The sequence below is a fragment of the Sphingopyxis sp. genome (assembly GCF_034380315.1).
GTDB lineage: Bacteria > Pseudomonadota > Alphaproteobacteria > Sphingomonadales > Sphingomonadaceae > Sphingopyxis.
This window is the reverse complement of the sequence record NZ_JAXMPB010000001.1, coordinates 1-20,176: the sequence shown is the minus strand read 5'-3', so window position 1 is coordinate 20,176 and position 20,176 is coordinate 1. Positions and strand designations below refer to the sequence as shown.

The following is a 20,176-nucleotide window of genomic DNA, read 5'->3' as shown; positions in this document are numbered from 1 at the left end:
ATGGGAATACCCCTCTCGATTAAACTGATCGATCGGCATCTGGATACGAACAATTCGATCCGGCAAATTGCCAATCACCTGCAGGATTATCGTTTCGCAAAAACAGGCGCAACGTCCTTTTTGGAATGCCGGGCGACGATTCGTCGCAATCATGGTGTCGAGGGGCGCTGCGCGGCGGGAAAAGCGGGGTCGCGTTCGGTTGACCGGATATAAAGAAAGCTTTATATGTCATCCCGTGAACGAGTTGCTCGACATTTTTCGTGCCCTGGCCGACCCGACCCGACTGCGAGTCGTGGCGCTTTTGCGCGAGATGGAGCTGGCGATCGGCGAACTTGCCGTCGTGCTCGACCAAAGCCAGCCGCGCGTGTCGCGCCATGTCCGCATTCTGGTCGAGGCCGGGATCGTCGAACGCCGCCGCGAAGGAAGCTGGGTTTTTCTGCGCATAGCGCGCGAAGGGCCGGTTGGCGATATCATTGCGCGCGCTGAAAACTGGCCCTTTTCCTCGCGCGAGGCGTTGGTCATCGCGCATGACGCGCGCCGTCTGGCCGCGATCCGGACCGACCGCGTCGCGGCTGCCGAACGCTATTTCGCCGATCATGCCGCCGAATGGGATGCGATCCGTTCGCGTCACGTCGCCGAAAGCGAGGTGGAGGCGGCGATGCTGGCGATGATGCACAATCGCCGTCTCGGCCATTTGCTCGACATCGGCACCGGGACGGGGCGGATGGCCGAAATCTTCGCGCCGACTGCGCGCCACATCACCGCGCTCGACCGCAGCCCCGAAATGCTGCGGATCGCGCGCGCCAAGCTCGCCGATCAGGGCGTGCCGGTCGACCTGATACAGGGCGATTTCCTCAACCTGCCGATGGCCGATGCCAGCATCGACAGCATCGTCATCCACCAGGCGCTGCATTTCGCGCACGAACCCGACCGCGTGATCGCAGAGGCGGCGCGGGTGCTGCGCGGCGGCGGGCATCTGCTTGTCGTCGACTTCGCCCCGCACGAGGATGAAGAATTGCGCACGCTCGCGGCGCACGCCCGCCTCGGCTTCTCGGACGCGCAGATCCGCGGCTGGTTCGCCTCGAACGGGCTGCTCCTTGAAAACACCCAGACGCTCGAAGGCGGAGAGCTGGCCGTAAAGCTCTGGCTCGGCCGCCGTCGCAGCGATGAAGATCAACCCCCGGTCGCCCATGACGGCGACGCCCAGCGCAAAAGGCTTGCGGCATGACCACCAATCTCGATTCGCTTGCGGAGGCTCGCCGCGCCGCGGCGTCGCCGCTTTTCGCCAATCTCGAAGGCGACATCGGCGTCAGCTTCGAATTTTTTCCGCCGAAGACCGACCGGATGGAGGCGCAGCTGTGGGACACCTTCCACACGCTCGAACCGCTGGCGCCGCGCTTCGTCTCGGTCACCTATGGCGCGGGCGGGTCGACGCGCGAGCGCACCCATGCGACGGTGGCCCGCATCGCGGCGGAAAGCGCCGTGCCGCCCGCCGCGCACCTCACCTGTGTAGAGGCGTCGCGCGCCGAGATTGACGAGGTGGCGCGTGCCTATTGGGATGCCGGGGTGCGCCATATCGTCGCATTGCGCGGCGACATGCCGGGCGGGGCGCCCTATCGCCCGCACGATCAGGGCTATGCCAATGCGGTCGAACTGGTCGCCGGGCTGAAAGCCATTGCGCCCTTCGACATTTCGGTCGCCGCCTATCCCGAAGTCCATCCCGATTCCGATTGTCCGCAGGCCGATCTCGACAATCTGAAGCGCAAGATGGACGCGGGCGCGACCCGCGCGATCACCCAATTCTTCTTTTCGCCCGACGCCTTTCTGCGTTTTCGCGACGCGGCGGCGGCGGCGGGCATTGACGCGCCGATCATCCCCGGCATCCTGCCCGTATCGAACGTGTCGCAGACGCGCCGCATGGCCGACATGTGCGGCACCGCGATTCCGGCCTGGATGGGGTCGCTGTTCGACGGGCTCGACGATCATCCGGCGGCGCGCCAGCTCGTCGCCGCGACGATCGCCGCCGAACTGTGCCGCCGCCTCTATGCGGGCGGGGTGCGCGATTTCCATTTCTACACGCTCAACCGGGCCGAGCTCAGCTATGCCATCTGCCACCTGCTCGGCATGCGGCCAAGGGGCGCCGCGCCGCTGGCGGAGAAGGCGGCATGACCGGCGCCCGCGAAGCGCTGCATGCGGCGGCGCGCGAGCGCATCCTGCTGACCGACGGCGGCTGGGGAACCCAGATCCAGCTGCGCAAGCTGGACGAGGCCGATTATGCGGGATCGCTCGGCCTATCGCATGACCAAAAAGGCAATAACGACATTCTCGCGCTGACCCGCCAGGATGTCGTCACCGCGATCGGCGAGGCCTATCTGGCGGCGGGGTCGGACATTGTCTCGACCAACACCTTCAGCGCCAACCGGATCAGCCAGGCCGATTACGGCGCCGAGGCGCTGGTCGCCGACATCAACCATGAAAGCGCCCGGTTGGGCCGCGAAGCCGCCGACAAATTCCAGGCGCAGGACGGCCGCCGCCGCTTCGTCGCGGGCGCGGTCGGCCCGACCAACAAGACGCTGTCGCTGTCGCCCGACGTCAACAACCCGGGCTATCGAGAGATCGACTTCGACGAATTGAAGGATGTCTATCGCGAACAGGTTGTCGCGCTTGCGGAGGGCGGGGCGGATTTCATCCTGATCGAAACCATCTTCGACACGCTGAATGCGAAAGCGGGGATCGCCGCGACGCTGGAGGCGGAGGCACAGATCGGCCGCGAGCTGCCGCTGATGATCTCGATGACCCTCACCGACCTCAGCGGCCGCAACCTGTCGGGCCACACGGTCGAGGCCTTTTGGTATGCGGTGCGCCATGCGCGGCCTTTGACCATCGGGCTCAACTGCTCGTTCGGCGCGGCGCAGCTGCGCCCGCATGTCCGCGTGCTGTCCGATCTCGCCGATACGCTGGTGATGGTCTATCCCAACGCCGGCCTGCCCAACGAACTCGGCGAATATGACGAGCTGCCCGACACGACGGCGGGGCTGGTCCGCGAATGGGCGGATCATGGCCAGGTCAATATCCTCGGCGGTTGCTGCGGCTCGACCCCGGCGCATATCGCCGCGATGGCGCGCGCCGTTGCGGGGCTGACGCCGCGATCGATTCCCGACGTGCCGGTGCGCACCCGCCTGGCGGGACTTGAACCCTTTACAATGGTGGCTTGAAACATGGAAAATGCAGTGGAATGGCGCGTCCGCCCGGCGACGCGCGCGGACGCGGGCGCGTTGGCGCTGATCGGCGCGGCGACCTTTCTGGAAACCTTTGCGGGCATTCTCGACGGCGATGCCATCGTCGCGCATTGCGAACGCGCGCACAGCCGGGCCGCCTATGAAGCCTATATCGACAGCGGCGCGCTCGCTTGGCTGGCCGAAATCGGCACGGGCAACGCGCCGGTGGGTTTTGCGCTGTCGTCGGCGCCCGACCTTCCTGGCGCGCGCCCGGGCGATTATGAACTGAAGCGCATCTATTCGCTGTCGCGCTTTCACGGCAGCGGGCTGGGCGCCGCGCTGATGAAGGCGGCGGTCGATGCCGCGGCGGAATATGAACGGCTGCTGCTCGGCGTCTATGCGGGCAATGCGCGGGCCATCGCCTTTTACCGCAAACAGGGTTTCGAACCGATCGCCGAACGTCAGTTCGATGTCGGGGGGAAATTATATGACGACGTCGTTCTCGCCCGCCCCATAACCCGCTGACGCCCCTTATCCGGACCGTTTCATGACTCCCTCGTCTTCTTCCAGCTTCGTCAATATCGGTGAACGCACCAACGTCACCGGGTCGGCCGCGTTCAAGCGGCTGATCCTTGCCGACGATTACACCGCGGCGGTCGAGGTCGCGCGCCAGCAGGTCGAAAACGGCGCCCAGATCATCGACGTCAACATGGACGAAGGCCTGCTCGACGCCGAATATGCGATGACCACCTTTTTGAAGCTGATCGCCGCCGAACCCGACATTGCGCGGGTGCCGGTGATGATCGACAGCTCGAAATGGGACGTGATCGAGGCCGGGCTGAAATGCGTGCCGGGCAAGCCGATCGTCAATTCGATCAGCATGAAGGAGGGGGAGGAGCCTTTCCTCGCCCACGCCCGCAAATGCATGGATTATGGCGCCGCGGTCGTTGTCATGGCGTTCGACGAGGTCGGCCAGGCCGACACGAAGGAGCGCAAGATCGAAATCTGCGAGCGCGCCTATAAATTGCTGATGACCATCGGCTTCCCGCCAGAAGATATCATCTTCGACCCCAATATCTTCGCGGTCGCGACGGGGCTCGAGGAGCATGACAATTACGCCGTCGATTTTATCGAGGCGGTGAAGGAAATCCGTGTCCGCTGCCCGCACGCGCATTTTTCGGGCGGGCTGTCGAACCTCTCCTTCGGTTTTCGCGGCAATGAAGTGGTGCGCCGCGCGATGCACAGCGTCTTTCTCTATCACGCGATCCCCGCCGGGCTCGACATGGCGATCGTCAACGCGGGTCAGCTCGACGTCTATGACACGATCGACCCCGAACTGCGCCATGCGTGCGAGGACGTCATCCTCAACCGCAAGGTGGAGGGGGAGGCCGAAAGCCCGACCGAACGGCTGATCGCGCTCGCCGAACGCTATAAGGGCAAGGACGCCGCGCAGGAAAAGGCGGCCGAGGAATGGCGCGGCTGGGAGGTGCGAAAGCGCCTCGAACATGCGCTGGTCAAGGGCATCGACGCGCATATCGTCGCCGATACCGAAGAGATGCGGCAGGCGATGGACCGCCCGATCGAGGTGATCGAAGGGCCGCTGATGGACGGCATGAACGTCGTCGGCGACCTGTTCGGGTCGGGCAAGATGTTCCTGCCCCAGGTCGTCAAATCGGCGCGGGTGATGAAGAAAGCGGTCGCGCACCTCTTGCCCTTCATCGAAGCGGCGAAGGAACCGGGGGCAAAGGGCAAGGGCAAGGTCGTGATGGCGACCGTCAAGGGCGACGTCCACGACATCGGCAAGAATATCGTCGGCGTCGTGCTCCAGTGCAACGGCTTTGAAATCGTCGACCTCGGCGTCATGGTGCCCTGGTCGAAGATCCTAGAGGCGGCGAACGAAAATGACGCCGACATGATCGGCCTTTCGGGCCTCATCACCCCCTCGCTCGACGAAATGGTGACGGTGGCGGAAGAGATGCAGCGCGCGGGCATGACGATGCCGCTCCTCATCGGCGGCGCGACGACGTCGAAGGTCCATACTGCGCTGCGCATCGATCCCGCCTATCAGGGGCCGGTGCTCCACGTCCTCGACGCCAGCCGCGCGGTCGGGGTCGCGACCGCGCTGGTCAGCGACACCGGGCGCGACGCCTATGTAAAGGGCTATAAGGATGATTATGCCCATGTCCGCGACGTGCGCGCGAACAAGGGGCAAAGCGCGCTCGTCCCCATCGCCGACGCGCGCGCCAACGGTTTTGCGATCGACGAACATATCCGGCCCTTTCCGCCCGAACAGCCGGGCGTCCATGTCTTCGACAATTGGGACATGGCCGACCTCGTCGAATGGTTCGACTGGACGCCTTTCTTCCGCGCCTGGGAACTCGCGGGCAATTATCCCGCGATCCTCGACGACGAGGTGGTCGGTGAAAGCGCGCGCAGCCTTTATGCCGATGCGCGCGCGATGCTCGACAAAATCGTCGGCGAAGGCTGGCTGACCGCGCGCGGTGTCGCGGCGCTGTGGCCGTGCCGCCGCGAGGGCGACGATGTCATCATCCACCTCGAGGATAGCGAGGAGCATGTCCGCATCCCCTTCCTGCGTCAGCAGATCGCCAAGCGCGAGGGGCGGGCGAACATGTGCCTTGCCGATTTCGTCAGCCACGACGGCGACTGGATCGGCGGCTTTTCGGTCGCGATCCACGGCATCGAGCCGCATCTCGCGCGCTTCAAGGCGGCGCACGACGATTATAGCGATATTTTGCTGAAGGCGCTCGCCGACCGTTTTGCAGAGGCTTTTGCCGAACGGCTGCACGCGCATGTCCGTACCGATTTGTGGGGCTATGCCCCCGCCGAGCAATTGACGCCCGAGGCGATCGTCAAAGAGGAATATCGCGGCATCCGTCCCGCGCCCGGCTATCCGGCGTGCCCCGACCACAGCCTGAAACCGATCCTGTTCGATCTGCTCGATGCCGGCAATAATTCGGGCGCGACGCTGACCGACAGCTTTGCGATGCTGCCAACCGCGGCGGTGTCGGGCTTCTACTTCGGTCATCCCGACGCCGCCTATTTCGGCGTCGCGCGGGTCGGGCCGGACCAGCTCGCCGATTATGCGCTGCGGCGCGGGGTCGATATCGACACCGCGACGCGCTGGCTGCGTCCCAATCTCGACTGACCGGGCCGGTGGCGCGCGTCAGGCTTCCGCATCTTGCGCTGACGCTCGCTGCGTCGATCTGGCTCGCCATCCTCTGTCTGGCGCCGGTCGATTGGCCGCTGCTCGCCCGGCTCTGGTTCCTGCCGCTGATCGGGACGGCGGGCGCGATCATCGCCAACACCTCGGGGACCGGGGGCGGGGTCGTTTTCGTCCCGGTGTTCAGTATCTTTCGCGAATGGGGCGTGCTCGACCTCTCGCCGATCGAGGTGACGGCGGCCAGTTTCCTGATCCAGTGTTTCGGGATGACGATGGGTGCGGCGCGCTGGACCGATCGGCTGATCCACCAGCCCGCGGGCCCCGACGCGCCCGTTCGCCTCGGCGATTATGCGCGGATATGCGCGGTGGTGCTGCTCATTTCGCTTCCCGTGATGCTGGCGACCCAGCGCCTCGCCGCCTTTGACGCCCAGTCGGTTCTGCTGGGGTTCAAGGGCTTTTCGATCCTGTTCGGCAGCGTGCTGTTGATCGCGACATGGACCGTCAATCGCGACCTTCCTGAACGCCGCCAACTGGCGCCGGTCGATCTGGCGGTCGTCGCGCTGCTCGCGGTGCCCGGCGGCTTTGTGACCGCCTTTTTCTCGGTCGGGGTCGGCGAACTGGTCGCGCTCTACCTGTTCACGCGCCACTATCCGGTGCTGCTCAGCACCGGCGCCGCCTGCGTCATTTCGGCGGTCAGCGTGCTGGCGGGCGCGATATGGCATGTCGATGCGGGAACCATCCCGTGGGAGGTTGTGCTGCTCGCCGGGCCGGGCGCGATGGTCGGCGGCTTCCTCGCGCGGCCGATCGCGCTCTGGCTCGGCGCGCTGCGGCTGAAAACGCTCGACGGGCTGTGGATCGTCGGGTCCAGCCTCTATCTGGTTGCGCTCAACTGGCGTTAAGGCGCGGCGCCGCGCCTGTCCGATATGGGGACGGCCGCGCCGTTAACCGCCTTCGCGAAAGACTTGGCGCGCGCGATGCGATAGGGTCGCGCCATGGTAAAACGCTCCCTTCGTCGGCCGTTGCTGCCGCTGCTCGCCCTTCCGTTCCTGCTCGTGCCCGGCGCTGCGCCCGCGCAATCGGGCGGCGCACCCTATGTGGTCGCCGAAACGGGGCAGGGGTTCGCCCGGTTGCAGGATGCCGTCGATGCGATCGGCGGCGGCGAAGGCACGATCCGCATCGCCCCCGGCTATCACGAACAATGCGCGGTGCAGACGGCGGGGCGCATCGCCTTTGTCGCCGCCGAACCCGGCCGCGCGATCTTCGATGGCGTGACCTGCGAAGGAAAGGCGGCACTGGTGCTGCGCGGCGGCGGCGCGCGCGTTGACGGGCTGGTGTTCCAGAATATGCGCGTGCCCGACGGCAATGGCGCGGGCATCCGGCTCGAACGCAGCAATCTCGATGTGGTCAACAGCCTGTTCCGCGGCAGCGAACAAGGTATTTTGACTGCCGAAGATCCCGGCGGCGCGCTGACCATCGATCGCTCGACCTTTTCGCGCCTCGGGCGCTGCGATCGCGGGCTCAGCTGCGCGCACAGCGTCTATACCGGCCTATATGGCCGCGTCACCGTGACCCGGACGCGCTTCGAAAAGGGCAGCGGCGGCCATTATCTGAAAACCCGCGCGACGCGGGTCGATATTCGCGACAACAGCTTCGACGACAGCCAGGGCAGCACGACCAACTATCTGATCGATCTGCCCGCCGGGTCCACCGGCCGCATCGCGAACAATCTGCTTGTCCAGGGCCGCGACAAGGAAAATTATTCGGCGCTGATCGCGGTGGCGGCAGAGGAACGCCGCAATCCGTCGCGCGGACTGGTGATAGAGGGCAATCGCGCCAGCCTGCCGCAGGGCATCGGGCGCAAATCGGCGTTCGTCGCGGATTGGAGCGGAGAGGAACTGGCGATCGGCGCCAACGATCTCGGGCCGGGTCTGACGCGCTACGAAAGGCGCTAGGGACAGGCGCCAGGCCCCCGGCCGCTGCCGCTCCTTCCCCGTTCGTGCCGAACGACGCCAAGGCACGAAGCCGAGGCAGGAAGCAAGGGCATGGGGTGGGGGCTTACGCCTCGCCGCGCGTTTCGATCAGCGAAGCCGCCAGCGCCTCGGCGGGCGTCTTGCCGCCCCACAGCACGAACTGGAACACCGGATAGAAACGCTCGCATTCGTCGATCGCGCTTTCGACCAGCGTTTCGGCCAGCTCCAGCGACAGCGTCGCCTCGCTGCCCAGCAACATGCCGTGGCGGTACAGGATGGTGCCGCTGTTCGACCATAGTTCGAAATGGCCGAGCCACAGTTGCTCGTTGATCATCGCCAGCGCTTCGTGCGCGACGCTGCGTTTGTCCTCGACCACCCGAATGTCGGGAAAGGCGAGCAACTGAATGACGCCGTCGTCGGCGCGCCACACCGCGCGCAGTTCATAGGTGGTCCAGCTGCCCTGCGCGGTGGCGACGATCTCGTCCTCGCCGACCATCTCGTGCGGCCAGTCGTGCGCCCCGAAATAGGATGCCAGCATGTCCAGCGGCGCAGCGTCCTGGCCGTCGTCATCGTCGTAAATATCGTCACTCATGCGCTGGCCTTTAGCCTTACTTGCCTCCGGACGCGAGTCGCGTGATCGGCTTTGGGGTGTCGCGGGCGGCGCGCTTGCTTGCGCGATCCGTGCGCGATGTGCGGCAAAGCCATGGTCCGGTCGATCCGTACCATACATAATACCATACAAACGCCCGGTCCTGCCGGGCGGCCAATGCGGGGCGTCTGCCGCCGCGTTCGGCCGCCCCGTTCGGGCCTGCGGGTTCAGGCGTCCTTGGCCGGGGCTGCGCGCTTCTTGGCGGCGGGCTTGGGCGCGGCGGGCTTGGCGGCCGCTTCCAGCGCGTCGATCCGGGCCTTCAGTGCTTCGGCCTCGGCGCGGGCGGTTGCGGCCATCTGCTTCACCGCTTCAAATTCCTCGCGGCTCACGAAATCCATGCTGCCGATGAATTCGCGCGCGCGTTCGCGCATCGCCGCCTCGGCCTCGCGGCCGGCCCCGGCCACGGTTCCGGCAAGGCCGTTCACCATCTTGGCCAGATCGTCGAAAATGCGGTTTTCGCTCTGCATGTCATCCATTCCTTTGTGGGGGGAGGGGACCCCCTTGCCGTCATCCTATTTGGGTGCTGGCGGCGGCGGGGACAAGGGTTTCGGCGTCGGGATTGCGCTGATCGATCTGGAAATTCAGGATCGCGGCAAAGCTCAGCCAGGCCATATAGGGGACGAGCAGCCACGCCGCCGCCTTGCGGATCGGCGCAAAGGCAAAGGCGGTGGCGATCGTCACCATCAGGATGAAGATGATCAGGTAAAAGGCCGTCGTCACCTGATGCGCCCCGAAAAACAGCGGCGACCAGGCGAAATTTGCCAACAGCTGAACGAAAAACAGGATCAAAGCAAACCCCCGCCCCTGCGCGCCGCGGGCATGGAGAATCATCGCGAGCGACAGGCCGAGGCAGACGTAAAGCAGCGGCCAGACCGTCGCGAACACCCAGCCCGGCGGGGTGATGGCGGGAAGGTTTAGCGCCGCGAACCAGCGATTGTCATAACCGCTGTTCGAAACAAGCCCCATCAGGCTGCCGACCAGCACGATGGCGGGCACCGTGATCATCGCCCAGCGCCAATAGGACATGCGTAGCTGGCCCGGTGTGGCGATTTCACTCATGCTCGGCTGGTCCCCTCTCACGAATCTTTGCGCACAGATGTCGCGACAAGCAGCGCCAGCGTCAAGCGGCTCGCCGCTCGGCGGCGATCAGAAATTCCACATTTCCTTCGGGGCCGGTGATTGGGCTTTCGACCAGATCGATCACCGTCCAGCCCGCGCCATCCAGCCAGTCGCGCACCGCTTCGCAGACGCGGGCATGGACCGCGCTGTCGCGGACGACGCCCTTTTTGCCGACTTCGTGGCGTTCGGCCTCGAACTGCGGCTTGATCAGCGCGACCAGCCGCGCGCCGGTCCGGGCAAAGCCCATCGGCACCGGCAGCACCTTGGACAGCGCGATAAAGCTCGCATCGCACACGATCAGCTCGATCGCCTCGGGGATATGATCGGCGGTCAGGATGCGCGCGCTCGTCTGTTCGTGGACGATCACCCGTTCGTCCTGGCGCAGTTTCCAGGCGAGCTGGTTGGTCCCCGAATCGACGGCATAGACGCGCGCCGCGCCGCGGCTCAGCAGCACGTCGGTAAAGCCGCCGGTCGACGATCCGACGTCGATCGCGACGGCGTCCGCGACGTCCCAGCCCAGATGGGCGAGTGCATGGTCGAGCTTGATGCCGCCGCGCGAGACCCACGGATGGTCGCGGCCCTTGACGCTGATCGCCGCTTCCTCGGCGATCTGTTGCCCCGCCTTGTCGATCTTGCGGTCGCCGACAAAGGCCAGTCCCGCCAGGATCAGCGCCTGCGCGCGCGTCCGGCTTTCGGCGAGCCCGCGGTCGACGAGCAACTGGTCGGCGCGCACCTTGGCCATCAGCGTTCCTTCGCCTTTTCCACCAGCATCCCGGGTGTCAGGATTTGCGGCAGAATCTCGGGCTTTGCGGCACCCGGCGCGTACCACAGGTACAGCGGCACGCTGTTGCGCCCATGCTCGGCCAGCGTCCGGGTGATGACGGGATCGCCATTGGTCCAGTCGCCGACCAGTGTGACGACGCCCGCCTTGTCGAACGCCTTTTGCACCGCCTCGCGGTTGATCGCTCCGGCCTCGTTCGCCTTGCACGACAGGCACCAGTCGGCGGTGAAATAGACGAAAACCGGCTGGCCCGTCGTCTGTGCCTTGGCCAGCGCTTCGGGGGAAAAGGTCGATCCCCACAGGCTGGCCTGCCGTTCAAAGGTCAGGCTTTCGGCTGCGGCTCCGGCAAAGCTGCCGACGAACAGCAACCCGGCGGCACCCAACACCCAATGGCGACGGTCGCCGCGCTGGATCGCGCCATAATGCCACAGGAATAGCGCGGCCATGATGGTCGCGATCGCCGGATAGGCCAGCATCGCCGCCCCGCCGAGCTGCCGCCACAACAGCCAGCCCAGCGCCAGCGCGGTCAGCGCCATCGGCACCGCCATCCATCGGCGAAATTTTGCCATCCACGGCCCCGGCTTGGGCAGCCGGTTGCGCAGGGCGGGCAGAAAGGCGATCGCCAGAAAGGGCAGGGCCAGTCCCAGTCCCAGCCCGCCGAAGATCGGCAGCGCGGCCCAGGCGGGCAACACCAGCGTCGCGCCCAGCGCCGCGCCGAGCAGCGGCCCGCTGCACGGCGTCGCGACAAAGGCGGCGAGCGCACCGGTCCAGAAACCGCCGGTCGCTCCGCCCTTTTCGCTCAGCTTCGCGCCCCCGCCAAAGGACGGAAGTTCATAGGTTCCGGCAAGGTTCAGCGTGATCGCCACGGCGAGCAGCAACAGGATCAGCACGCTCAGCGGGTGCTGAAGCTGAAAGGCCCAGCCTACCTGTTCGCCCGCCGCGCGCAGGCCCAAAAGCAGGCCGCCGAGCAACAGGGCGGTGATGACCGCACCCGCCGTATAGGCCAGCCCCTCGACCTTCGCCGCGCGCGGCTCGCCGCCCGACCGCGCCAGGCTCAGCGCCTTCAGGCTCAGGATCGGAAAAACGCAGGGCATCAGGTTCAGGATCAGCCCCCCGACAATCGCGCCGCCGAGCGCCGTCCAGAACAGCGCCATGTCGAACGCGCTGGCGCCGCTCGCCGTGCCGGTCGCGATCCGCTCGCCGGGCGCGGGCACGGCGCCGGGTTCGAACCGCACCGACAGGCCGCGCGCGGCATCCAGTTTGAGCAGAGCCGCCACCATGCCGGCGGCCTCGCCCTTTGCCTTGGTTTCGATGATGATATCATCGCCGTTGCGGCTAAAGCTTTGCGGGGCGGCATAATCGACCAGATTCTGCGTTTCGGCGAACAGGTGCGGCGTGGTCAGCGACATGGATTTGGGCAGGGGAACGGCAAAGCGCAGCATGTCGCCGCGCCGTTCCCAGCGGCCCGGTTGGCCCAGCGGCTGGGGCAACCGGGCGCGCCAGGCATCGAAGCGTTCGCGCTCGGCTGCGGCGATTGCGCCGTTGCCTGCTACCAGCTTGACCGAAATCACCGCCTTTTCGGGGACGCACACTTTGTCGGTACAGGCCAGCCAGTTGGCGATGCCCGACACGGTCAGGTCGGTGCCCGGTGCGACGCTTTTGTCCACGCGCACATCGGCGAGCAGCGCATAGGGATGCTCATAGACATGGTTCATCATGCCGAACAGGATCAGCGGTTCGGGAACCGGATATTGAAAGGGGGCGATATGGACGCCTTCGGGCGCGTTCCATTCGACGGACAGGCCAAATCCGGCGTCGCCGCCATTGACCCAATAACCGTGCCATCCCTTTGCCGGGTCCATGGTCAGCGCGATGCTGGTCGTGCTGCCGGGGGCGGGCGTCTGGGTTTCGGCGACAAGCTGAGCGGTAATATTGGGCATTTGCGCCCGCGCCGGCGCGACCGCGAACAGCGCGAGGATCATCAGGGCGATCGCCGCGCGCCATCCCCGAATTGCGCTGTCCTGCCTGCCGAAATTCATGGCCATCCTGTCATCATGCGTCGTTCAAGGCTTGCCATATAGGCGGGTTTGGCCGAGAGGACAGCCCGCGCCGACGACCCCTGACGGAGAATTCGCCCGTGAAGCTCAAAAGTCTGACCACCGCTCTTGCTGCTCTTCCCCTTGTGGCGCTCCTCAGCGTTGCGGGAACCGGAACCGGTTTTGCTCAGAATGTCGCGCCGCCGGCGGCCAAGGTCACGGCGGCGACACCGGCGCCCAAGCTGGTTGTCATGATCGCCGTGGACCAGTTTTCGGCCGATATCTTCGCCGAATATCGCGGCAGTTTTACCGGTGGCTTGGCCCGGCTTGCCAGCGGTGTCGTCTTTCCTTCGGGGTATCAGGCGCATGGCGCCACCGAAACCTGCCCCGGCCATTCGACGATCCTGACCGGAAACCATCCGACCCACACCGGGATCATCGCGAACAATTATATCGACCTGTCGGCGGCGCGCGAAGACAAGCGCATCTATTGCGCCGAAGATGAAACCGTGCCCGGCACGTCGTCGAAACAATATGCTGCTTCGGTCGAGCATCTGCTCGTCCCGACGCTGGGCGATCTGATGAAGGCGCGCGATCCGCGTGCGCAGGTGGTGTCGGTCGCGGGCAAGGATCGCGCGGCCATCATGATGGGCGGGCGTCAGGCCGATGAACTGATGTGGCTGACGGCCGGCGGGCTGACCAGCTATCGTGGCACCACCCTGTCGCCGACCGCGCAAAAGGCGAGCGCGGCGATCGTGGCAGCGCTGGCACAGCCGCGTCCGGGTCTTGTCCTGCCCGCCGATTGCGCGGGCCATGACATCGCGATTCCGCTGGCCAAGGGCGGTACGGTCGGCACGGGGCGGATGGCGCGCGATGCCGGCGATTTCAATCGTTTCCGCGCCTCTCCAGAGGCTGACGGTGCGGTGCTCGCCACGGCGGCTGCGCTGCGCGCTGCGCGCAAGATGGGCGAAGGCGATACCACCGACCTGTTGATCGTCGGCCTGTCGGCGACCGACTATGTCGGCCACAGCACCGGCACCGAAGGCAGCGAAATGTGTCTGCAGATGGCGGGGCTCGACCGCGAACTGGGCGATTTCTTCGCGCGGCTCGATGCCACCGGCATCGACTATGCTGTCGCGCTCACGGCCGATCACGGCGGTCACGACCTGCCCGAACGCAATCGCCAGAACGCCTGGCCCGACGCGCAGCGCGTCGACCGGGCGCTCGATCCCGAGGCGCTGGGCAAGGTGGTGGCCGAAAAGCTCGGCCTGCCGCAACCGCTTCTGGTCGGCGATGGCGGCGATTATTATCTCTCGAAATCGCTGACCCCGGCACAGCGCAAGGCGGCGCTGGCCGAGATTCTGCCGCGTCTGCGCGCGCATCCGCAGATCGAGGCCGTGGTCACGCGCGAGGAACTGGCGGCGCACCCGATTTCCAAGCGTCCGGCCGACGTCTGGACGCTGATGGACAAGCTGCGCGCATCCTGGCACCCCGACCGCTCGGGCGATTTCATCATCGCGCTCAAGCCGCGTGTCACCCCGATTGCCGAACCGGGCGTCGGTTATGTCGCGACACATGGTTCGGTGTGGGATTATGACCGCCGCGTGCCCATCATCTTCTGGCGCAAGGGACTGGCCGGTTTCGAACAGCCCAATGCCGTGATGACGGTGGATATTTTGCCGACGTTGGCGTCGTTGATCGGCCTGCCGGTCGATCCGGCAAAGATTGACGGCCGCTGCCTCGACCTGTTGTCGGGGCCAGAGAGCAGTTGCCGATAGGGAACGAAAAGAAAGACAATGACAAAGGGTTTGCGGAATTTTTCCGGCCAGCTTCTGTTGGTCGGATGCGGGAACATGGCCGGGGCGATGCTCGATCGCTGGCTGGCATCGGGGCTGAACGCGGCGCAGGTGGCGATCGTGGATCCGGGCGCGACACCGCGCGACGGGGTGGCACAGCATGGATCGATCGCCGAATGGCAGGCTGCCGGCGGCCGGGCCGACTGGATCATGCTGGGCATGAAACCGCAACAGCTTGGCGAGGTAGCCGGCGAACTGGCGCCGCAACTCGCGCCCGACGTTCGCCTGCTGTCGATCCTCGCGGGGGTCTCGCTCGCCGATCTAGCTGCCCGTTTTCCCGAAGCAGGGGCGCATGTGCGCATCCTACCCAACCTTGCCGCGCGGATCGGCGCCGGGGTTTCGGCGGTGGCCAGCCTGGGTGATGCCGATCACGCGGCGATCCGCGCGTTGCTTGCCCCGCTCGGCCGGGTCGTCGAACTCGCCGACGATACGACGATGGATCTTGTTACCGCCTTTACCGGCAGCGGCCCTGCCTTCGTGTTCCGCCTGATCGAGGCGTATGCGGCGGCGGGCGAACGGCTGGGCCTCAGCTCCGAAGACGCGCTCGTGCTTGCCAATGCGACCTTCGGCGGTGCCTCCGCGCTGCTTGCCGACAGCGGTGAACGGCCGGCGGGGCTGATCGCGCAGGTCGCCAGCCGGGGCGGCACGACACAGGCCGGGCTCGACGTGCTCGACGAGGGCGGCCAACTCGCGGCGTTGATGACCAATGTGCTGCGCGCCGCGCGCGATCGTGGACGCGAACTGGCCGATATCGCCCGCGGCGACGGCTGAAAAAGCGCGGGAAGGGCGGGGGCGCCGGGGCTGGCCGCGGTCAGTCCGGGGCGCGGCCTAGCGCGATCACCCGCGCCCGGTCGCGCGGCGGCACCAGCGCTTCGCTGACCTGCCAGAATCCCGTTACCGCCGCCTGACCCGCGTGGGTATAGGCGCGGCTCATCGCGTCGCGCAGCGCGGTGAAGATCGATTTTTCGATGGCCCGTCCGGCGTCGGTCAGGCGCAGCTCCTTTTGTCGCCGGTCGCGGTTGCCGGGGCGCGTCGTCACCAGATCGCGCGCTTCCAGCTCCTTGATCACGCGACCCAGCGACTGTTTGGTGATGCCGAGCAGCGTCAGCAGATCGGTGATCGTCAGCCCGGGCTGACGCGCGATAAAATAGAGAGAACGATAATGAGCCCGCCCCAAACAATGCTCCCCCAACCGCGCGTCGATGGCGCGCCACAAGGAACCATGGGCGAAAAACAGAAATTCGATTCCTCGACGCACCTCTTCTTCGCGTAAGAAAAGGGCTGATGCAGCGGGGACTTGTGAAAGAAAATTTTCCTCGATCATAATCACTACCGTTGCGCGCCGCGCCCGCCTTTGGCAAGAGGCGCGCAGCCATCAACCTTCAGAACACAGGTTTCCGCAATGTCCGCACCCGCTTTCGCCCGTTTGCCGCACCCCAATCCGACAGCGGACGGTATCAGGGCTGCGGCCGTCGCCGATCCGGCGTTCGGACGGGTGTTCACCGACCATATGGTGTCGGTCCGTTATACCGAAGGTCGGGGCTGGCACGATGCGCAGGTCATGCCGCGCGGTCCGTTGTCACTCGATCCCGCAACCGCGGTGCTTCATTATGCGCAGGAGATTTTCGAAGGGCTAAAGGCCTATCGGCTTGACGATGGCTCGATGGCGCTGTTCCGGGTCGAAGCGAACGCCGCGCGCTTCAACGCCTCGGCGCGCCGCATGGCAATGGCTGAACTTCCCGAAGAATTGTTCATCGCTGCGGTCAAGGAAATCGTTGCCGCCGATGCGGATTGGTTCCCTCAGGTCGATGGCGGTGCGCTTTATTTGCGCCCCTTCATGTACGCGAGCGAGGTGTTTCTGGGCGTGAAGCCGGCGTCGGAATATCATTTCCTCGTTATCGCGTCGCCGGTCGGAAACTACTTCAAATCCGGCGCACCGGCAGTCTCGCTTTGGGTGTCAGAGGATTATACCCGCGCGGCACCAGGTGGTACCGGCGCGGCCAAATGCGGCGGCAACTACGCCGCCAGCCTGATCGCGCAGCAGGAAGCGATTGCCAAGGGGCATGATCAGGTCGTGTTTCTCGATGCGGCCGAACATCGCTGGATAGAGGAACTGGGCGGCATGAACATGTTCTTCGTGTTCGACGATGGCAGCCTGATCACGCCGCCACTGACCGGCAGTATCTTGCCCGGCATCACCCGTGATGCGATCATGACTCTGGCGCGTGACGCCGGCCTGACCGTGCGTGAGGAACCTTATGCAATCGACCAGTGGCAGGCTGATGCGCAAAGCGGGCGCCTAACCGAAAGTTTTGCCTGCGGAACCGCCGCGGTGGTTACGCCGGTCGGGCGCGTGACGCGCGGTGAAACAAGCTTCACCATCGGGGCGGGCGGTCCGGGACAGATTACGGGGATGCTCAAGGACAAGCTCGTCGATATCCAGCGCGGCCGCGCCGCCGATCCGCACGGTTGGGTGACGCGCCTTTAAGAGAGGGGATATGCAACGCTGCCTTGCCAATCGGCGCGGCGGCGTTATAGACCCGCTCGCACCGGCCGATGGGGCGTAGCCAAGCGGTAAGGCAGCGGTTTTTGGTACCGCCATGCGCAGGTTCGAATCCTGCCGCCCCAGCCAGTCGGTGCTGTTATTTCAACTATTTGATAATCAAAACGAATTTCTGCGTATGAAATACGGAGGCCGCACCCCGTGGCACCTGGCCGTGGCCCCTGTAGGTCTACGATGAATCTACGCGGACGAGATTGCAAGAGCAGATTTGATCGGGGCGTTTGCAATGATATTTGACTGCTCGCAGCCGCTTGGGAGCGCGCGGCTCTATCCCTCTTGGCGATGACCGTCGGATATGCCGAACAGGGCCGCGAGAGTCTCTTCGGTGGGTTTATCAATCGATACGCCTAGAGTCTCAGCGCGCCCCATTAATGATGCAAGATACGCATCTCCTATCGCCTTCGCGCTCGGAATTGCGCTTTCGTTTAGCGGGGCTCCGCCGATTTGCGCGCCGCGAACCACTTGACCGATCGATGCGCGCGCGATCTGCACACCCTGCTCAGCAAGTTTGTCGCGAGTCCAACGGGTGGCCTCGGAAAGACGAAATTCATGGCTGTCGGAATAGAGTTCCAACGTTGCAAAGAGCGCCTGCCAACCACCGGTTTCGAGGCGAGGAAGCTCGAGCTGCCTGCTCAATTCGGCAACGGAATTAGGAATGGAGCTTTCCGAAGTGGGCGCGGCGGACGGAGGCTGATGCCGTTCGTCATCCCAAATGTGATGCTGGGATGTCCGCACATTGGGGAGGTGCAAATCCGAAACGGCGCCTTTGAAACCCTTTCCGAACCACGCAGATTGCTTTGCGGCTGGGCAAATCCTCGCAGTCTCGAACGCTAATGCAGCAAGATTTAGCGGTTCCGTCGCTTGGTCATATCGCGTCCTGATGAAGGCGGCAAAGTTGCTCGCCTCATCACTGACAGCATTTTCCTGGCCCATTCCGGCCGGCTCTGGCCCTGTCTGCGACGAGGGGGCGTCGTTCTCTATGTCAGCGTTCAGAATGGTTTCAAGCGCTTCGAACCCTATGATCCGATCTGCCACCGCAGAATAGGCCGCCGCGAGATAGCCCGGTGAAAGAACGGCTATACGTCGGTCTTCGGCCCGCAAGCGCTGAAGCAGCGGCGTGAAGTCCGAATCGCCGGATGCGATTACGAATTCGTCAAAGCGCGTGCGGTGGGAGAGCAAATCCAGTGCGTCGATTACGATCCGGATATCGGCAGCATTTTTTCTGCCTCGCGACACGGCAGGGCAATCGACGACCTCAAAGCCAGCTCGGACAAATCCGGGCCGGAATCTGGAAAAATATAGACGTTCGCCCGCATCCCCCGGTCCACTAACAAAGCCCGCCGGGTTAAGATAGCAGCGTGCGAATAACCATCGGCGCGCGTCCTCGCTCAAATAGCTGTTAGCGAGAATTTGAAGCCAATCTCCCGGTTCGGCGGCGAACTTTATCGCAATACGCTGGTCTAGGGACCAAAGCGCACTGAATATATTGTCGAAATCGATAAGAAGGGCGCTTTTCGCCACCGTTGTTCTCCGAGATCGAGGCTAGCTATTCTGATACGCTGCATCGAACAGGGGCTTAGCCTTGTCCAGATCGCCCATCGACTGGATCGTTATCTCGAGATCGCCGGTTCCGAAGTGGCCGATCCCGCGAACGTCGCGCGTGAAGCCGGATTCGATAGTGACCGTGTCTGGATCAATCCGGACATAAACCAGCAGCTTGCCGATCTGATTGCGTAACTCCACACAAGCGAAGTTCTTGAGCCGTCGGAACGCGACGTAGAAGTCGGTCGTTTTCACCTGCACATCATCGCCTTGGGCCTGAAGATAATCGGCGACGGCGTGATAGAGGTCGAGCAAAGCGGGCGATGCCTCCTCGAGTTGCCGGGATATAGTTTTGTATTTCTTGGCCGGCGGCAAATTGCCGGTCGAGGTCGCCGCCGAGGAGACGGCGCCTGCGCCGCTGGCGGTTGTCGCGGTCAGCTGTTCCAGAAGTAGCAGGTCTTCGCCGTATCGGCGGTAGCGCACCAGGTCGATCGTCCGATTCATCTGCTTTACGGCATGTTCATCCCACTTCTGGAAATCGCCCGCGACACAGATCAGGCGAGATCCAGACCAATCGACTTTCTCGGCAACCTCTTTGCCCAGGCGTTCCATAACCAGCCACTCGAAGTCCTTGCGGTGGCCCATCAGCCAGTCGAGATAGAACAGCCCTTGGTTGATCACGTTCTCGTTCGACGCGCGCTTATACTCGATGACGACCGGCGCGTTGTTCTCGTCAATACCGAGCGTGTCCATCCGTCCGCCGGTATTGGTTCCGAATTCGGACGCCAGGAAACGGACGCCGAGCAGAGCTTCCAGATTAGCCTCGAAAAGCGTTTGCAACGATTTTTCCAGCGCCACTGCGCCGCCAGAAATTTCGGTGACGGAACCAGCGCCGGTGCGAAAAAGCTTCAGGTCGCTCATTGAATCAGCATTCCCTCCGTTGCACGATACCGGCTGCGGCCAAAATCATACGGTAGGCCACCCAATGACGACTCAGTATATGGCTCACCATTTTGCCCCGTAGCACAACTCAGGGTGTTCTAGCGTGGCCGGGAGCGTCGATTCCTGGCAAGTTAATCCCAGGAAAGTCGCGGCGCGTGTGGCTCCCACGTAGATATAGCGATCAAATAGTTCTGAACCGCCCCGGGATTGCCGGAGGCCCTAACTCCTGAGAGGAAGGGCCTGTAATGAGTAAGACAACGAACAAATTTGCACCTGAGGTTCGCGCACGTGCGGTCCGGATGGTCCTGGATCACGAAGG

At 64.5% G+C, this 20,176-nt stretch carries 18 protein-coding genes and 1 tRNA gene; 11 read left to right on the top strand and 8 right to left on the bottom strand.

What is annotated here, in order from left to right; all coding sequences use genetic code 11:
• Positions 1–235: 235 nt before the first annotated feature.
• The 7 genes from U0S50_RS00095 (at position 236) to U0S50_RS00065 (ending at position 8,351) form a co-directional block, all read left to right on the top strand.
• The gene (locus tag U0S50_RS00095) at positions 236–1,228 is read left to right on the top strand and encodes a metalloregulator ArsR/SmtB family transcription factor (protein ID WP_322306715.1); all 993 of its coding nucleotides are present in this window, start codon (positions 236–238) and stop codon (positions 1,226–1,228) included.
• Positions 1,225–2,169, top strand: a complete 945-nt coding sequence (gene metF / locus U0S50_RS00090; protein ID WP_322306714.1) for a methylenetetrahydrofolate reductase — start codon at positions 1,225–1,227, stop codon at positions 2,167–2,169. The genes U0S50_RS00095 and metF overlap by 4 nt, the downstream gene beginning before the upstream one ends.
• The gene (locus tag U0S50_RS00085; RefSeq protein ID WP_322306713.1) at positions 2,166–3,215 is read left to right on the top strand and encodes a homocysteine S-methyltransferase family protein; all 1,050 of its coding nucleotides are present in this window, start codon (positions 2,166–2,168) and stop codon (positions 3,213–3,215) included. Before metF ends, U0S50_RS00085 begins: the two co-directional genes overlap by 4 nt.
• Before the next feature lie 3 nt (positions 3,216–3,218).
• On the top strand, positions 3,219–3,743 hold the full coding sequence (locus U0S50_RS00080; RefSeq protein ID WP_322306712.1) for an N-acetyltransferase: 525 nt from the start codon (positions 3,219–3,221) through the stop codon (positions 3,741–3,743).
• 22 nt (positions 3,744–3,765) lie between these two features.
• Positions 3,766–6,384 (top strand): methionine synthase, encoded by a 2,619-nt coding sequence (gene metH / locus U0S50_RS00075; protein ID WP_322306711.1) that lies wholly within the window; start codon positions 3,766–3,768, stop codon positions 6,382–6,384.
• A gap of 8 nt (positions 6,385–6,392) precedes the next feature.
• Positions 6,393–7,298: a sulfite exporter TauE/SafE family protein gene (locus tag U0S50_RS00070; RefSeq protein WP_322306710.1), complete on the top strand. Its 906-nt coding sequence runs from the start codon at positions 6,393–6,395 to the stop codon at positions 7,296–7,298.
• Between the two features lie 93 nt (positions 7,299–7,391).
• On the top strand, positions 7,392–8,351 hold the full coding sequence (locus U0S50_RS00065; protein ID WP_322306709.1) for a right-handed parallel beta-helix repeat-containing protein: 960 nt from the start codon (positions 7,392–7,394) through the stop codon (positions 8,349–8,351).
• 103 nt (positions 8,352–8,454) lie between these two features.
• On the opposite strand, the gene U0S50_RS00060 is transcribed toward U0S50_RS00065, so the two are convergent.
• The 5 genes from U0S50_RS00060 to U0S50_RS00040 form a co-directional block, all read right to left on the bottom strand.
• Positions 8,455–8,961 (bottom strand): YbjN domain-containing protein, encoded by a 507-nt coding sequence (locus U0S50_RS00060; protein ID WP_322306708.1) that lies wholly within the window; start codon positions 8,959–8,961, stop codon positions 8,455–8,457.
• 224 nt (positions 8,962–9,185) lie between these two features.
• Positions 9,186–9,485, bottom strand: a complete 300-nt coding sequence (locus tag U0S50_RS00055; protein ID WP_322306707.1) for an accessory factor UbiK family protein — start codon at positions 9,483–9,485, stop codon at positions 9,186–9,188.
• A gap of 40 nt (positions 9,486–9,525) precedes the next feature.
• Entirely contained in the window at positions 9,526–10,077 is a 552-nt protein-coding gene (locus tag U0S50_RS00050) for a TspO/MBR family protein (protein WP_322306706.1), read from the bottom strand.
• Positions 10,078–10,138: 61 nt separating this feature from the next.
• On the bottom strand, positions 10,139–10,879 hold the full coding sequence (locus tag U0S50_RS00045) for a TlyA family RNA methyltransferase (RefSeq protein ID WP_322306705.1): 741 nt from the start codon (positions 10,877–10,879) through the stop codon (positions 10,139–10,141).
• Positions 10,879–12,957 (bottom strand): protein-disulfide reductase DsbD family protein, encoded by a 2,079-nt coding sequence (locus tag U0S50_RS00040; RefSeq protein WP_322306704.1) that lies wholly within the window; start codon positions 12,955–12,957, stop codon positions 10,879–10,881. The genes U0S50_RS00045 and U0S50_RS00040 overlap by 1 nt, the downstream gene beginning before the upstream one ends.
• A gap of 98 nt (positions 12,958–13,055) precedes the next feature.
• On the opposite strand from U0S50_RS00040, the gene U0S50_RS00035 reads away from it, so the two are divergent.
• Together U0S50_RS00035 and proC are read left to right on the top strand one after the other, a co-directional pair.
• Positions 13,056–14,732: an alkaline phosphatase family protein gene (locus tag U0S50_RS00035; RefSeq protein ID WP_322306703.1), complete on the top strand. Its 1,677-nt coding sequence runs from the start codon at positions 13,056–13,058 to the stop codon at positions 14,730–14,732.
• An 18-nt stretch (positions 14,733–14,750) separates the two neighbouring features.
• Positions 14,751–15,581 carry a pyrroline-5-carboxylate reductase gene (gene proC, locus U0S50_RS00030; protein ID WP_322306702.1) on the top strand — a complete coding sequence of 277 codons (831 nt, stop codon included), beginning with the start codon at positions 14,751–14,753 and terminating at the stop codon, positions 15,579–15,581.
• A gap of 40 nt (positions 15,582–15,621) precedes the next feature.
• Here the strand turns inward: proC and U0S50_RS00025 are convergent, their stop codons facing one another.
• Positions 15,622–16,134, bottom strand: coding sequence for a MarR family winged helix-turn-helix transcriptional regulator (locus U0S50_RS00025; RefSeq protein WP_322306701.1), 513 nt, complete (start codon positions 16,132–16,134; stop codon positions 15,622–15,624).
• 78 nt (positions 16,135–16,212) lie between these two features.
• On the opposite strand from U0S50_RS00025, the gene U0S50_RS00020 reads away from it, so the two are divergent.
• Entirely contained in the window at positions 16,213–17,298 is a 1,086-nt protein-coding gene (locus U0S50_RS00020; protein WP_322306700.1) for a branched-chain amino acid aminotransferase, read from the top strand.
• 69 nt (positions 17,299–17,367) lie between these two features.
• Positions 17,368–17,442, top strand: a tRNA-Gln gene (locus tag U0S50_RS00015).
• Between the two features lie 198 nt (positions 17,443–17,640).
• Here U0S50_RS00015 and U0S50_RS00010 read toward each other — a convergent pair.
• Both U0S50_RS00010 and U0S50_RS00005 read right to left on the bottom strand, forming a co-directional pair.
• Entirely contained in the window at positions 17,641–18,894 is a 1,254-nt protein-coding gene (locus U0S50_RS00010; RefSeq protein ID WP_322306699.1) for an NYN domain-containing protein, read from the bottom strand.
• A 21-nt stretch (positions 18,895–18,915) separates the two neighbouring features.
• Positions 18,916–19,836: a DUF5655 domain-containing protein gene (locus U0S50_RS00005; RefSeq protein WP_322306698.1), complete on the bottom strand. Its 921-nt coding sequence runs from the start codon at positions 19,834–19,836 to the stop codon at positions 18,916–18,918.
• Positions 19,837–20,176: the final 340 nt, after the last annotated feature.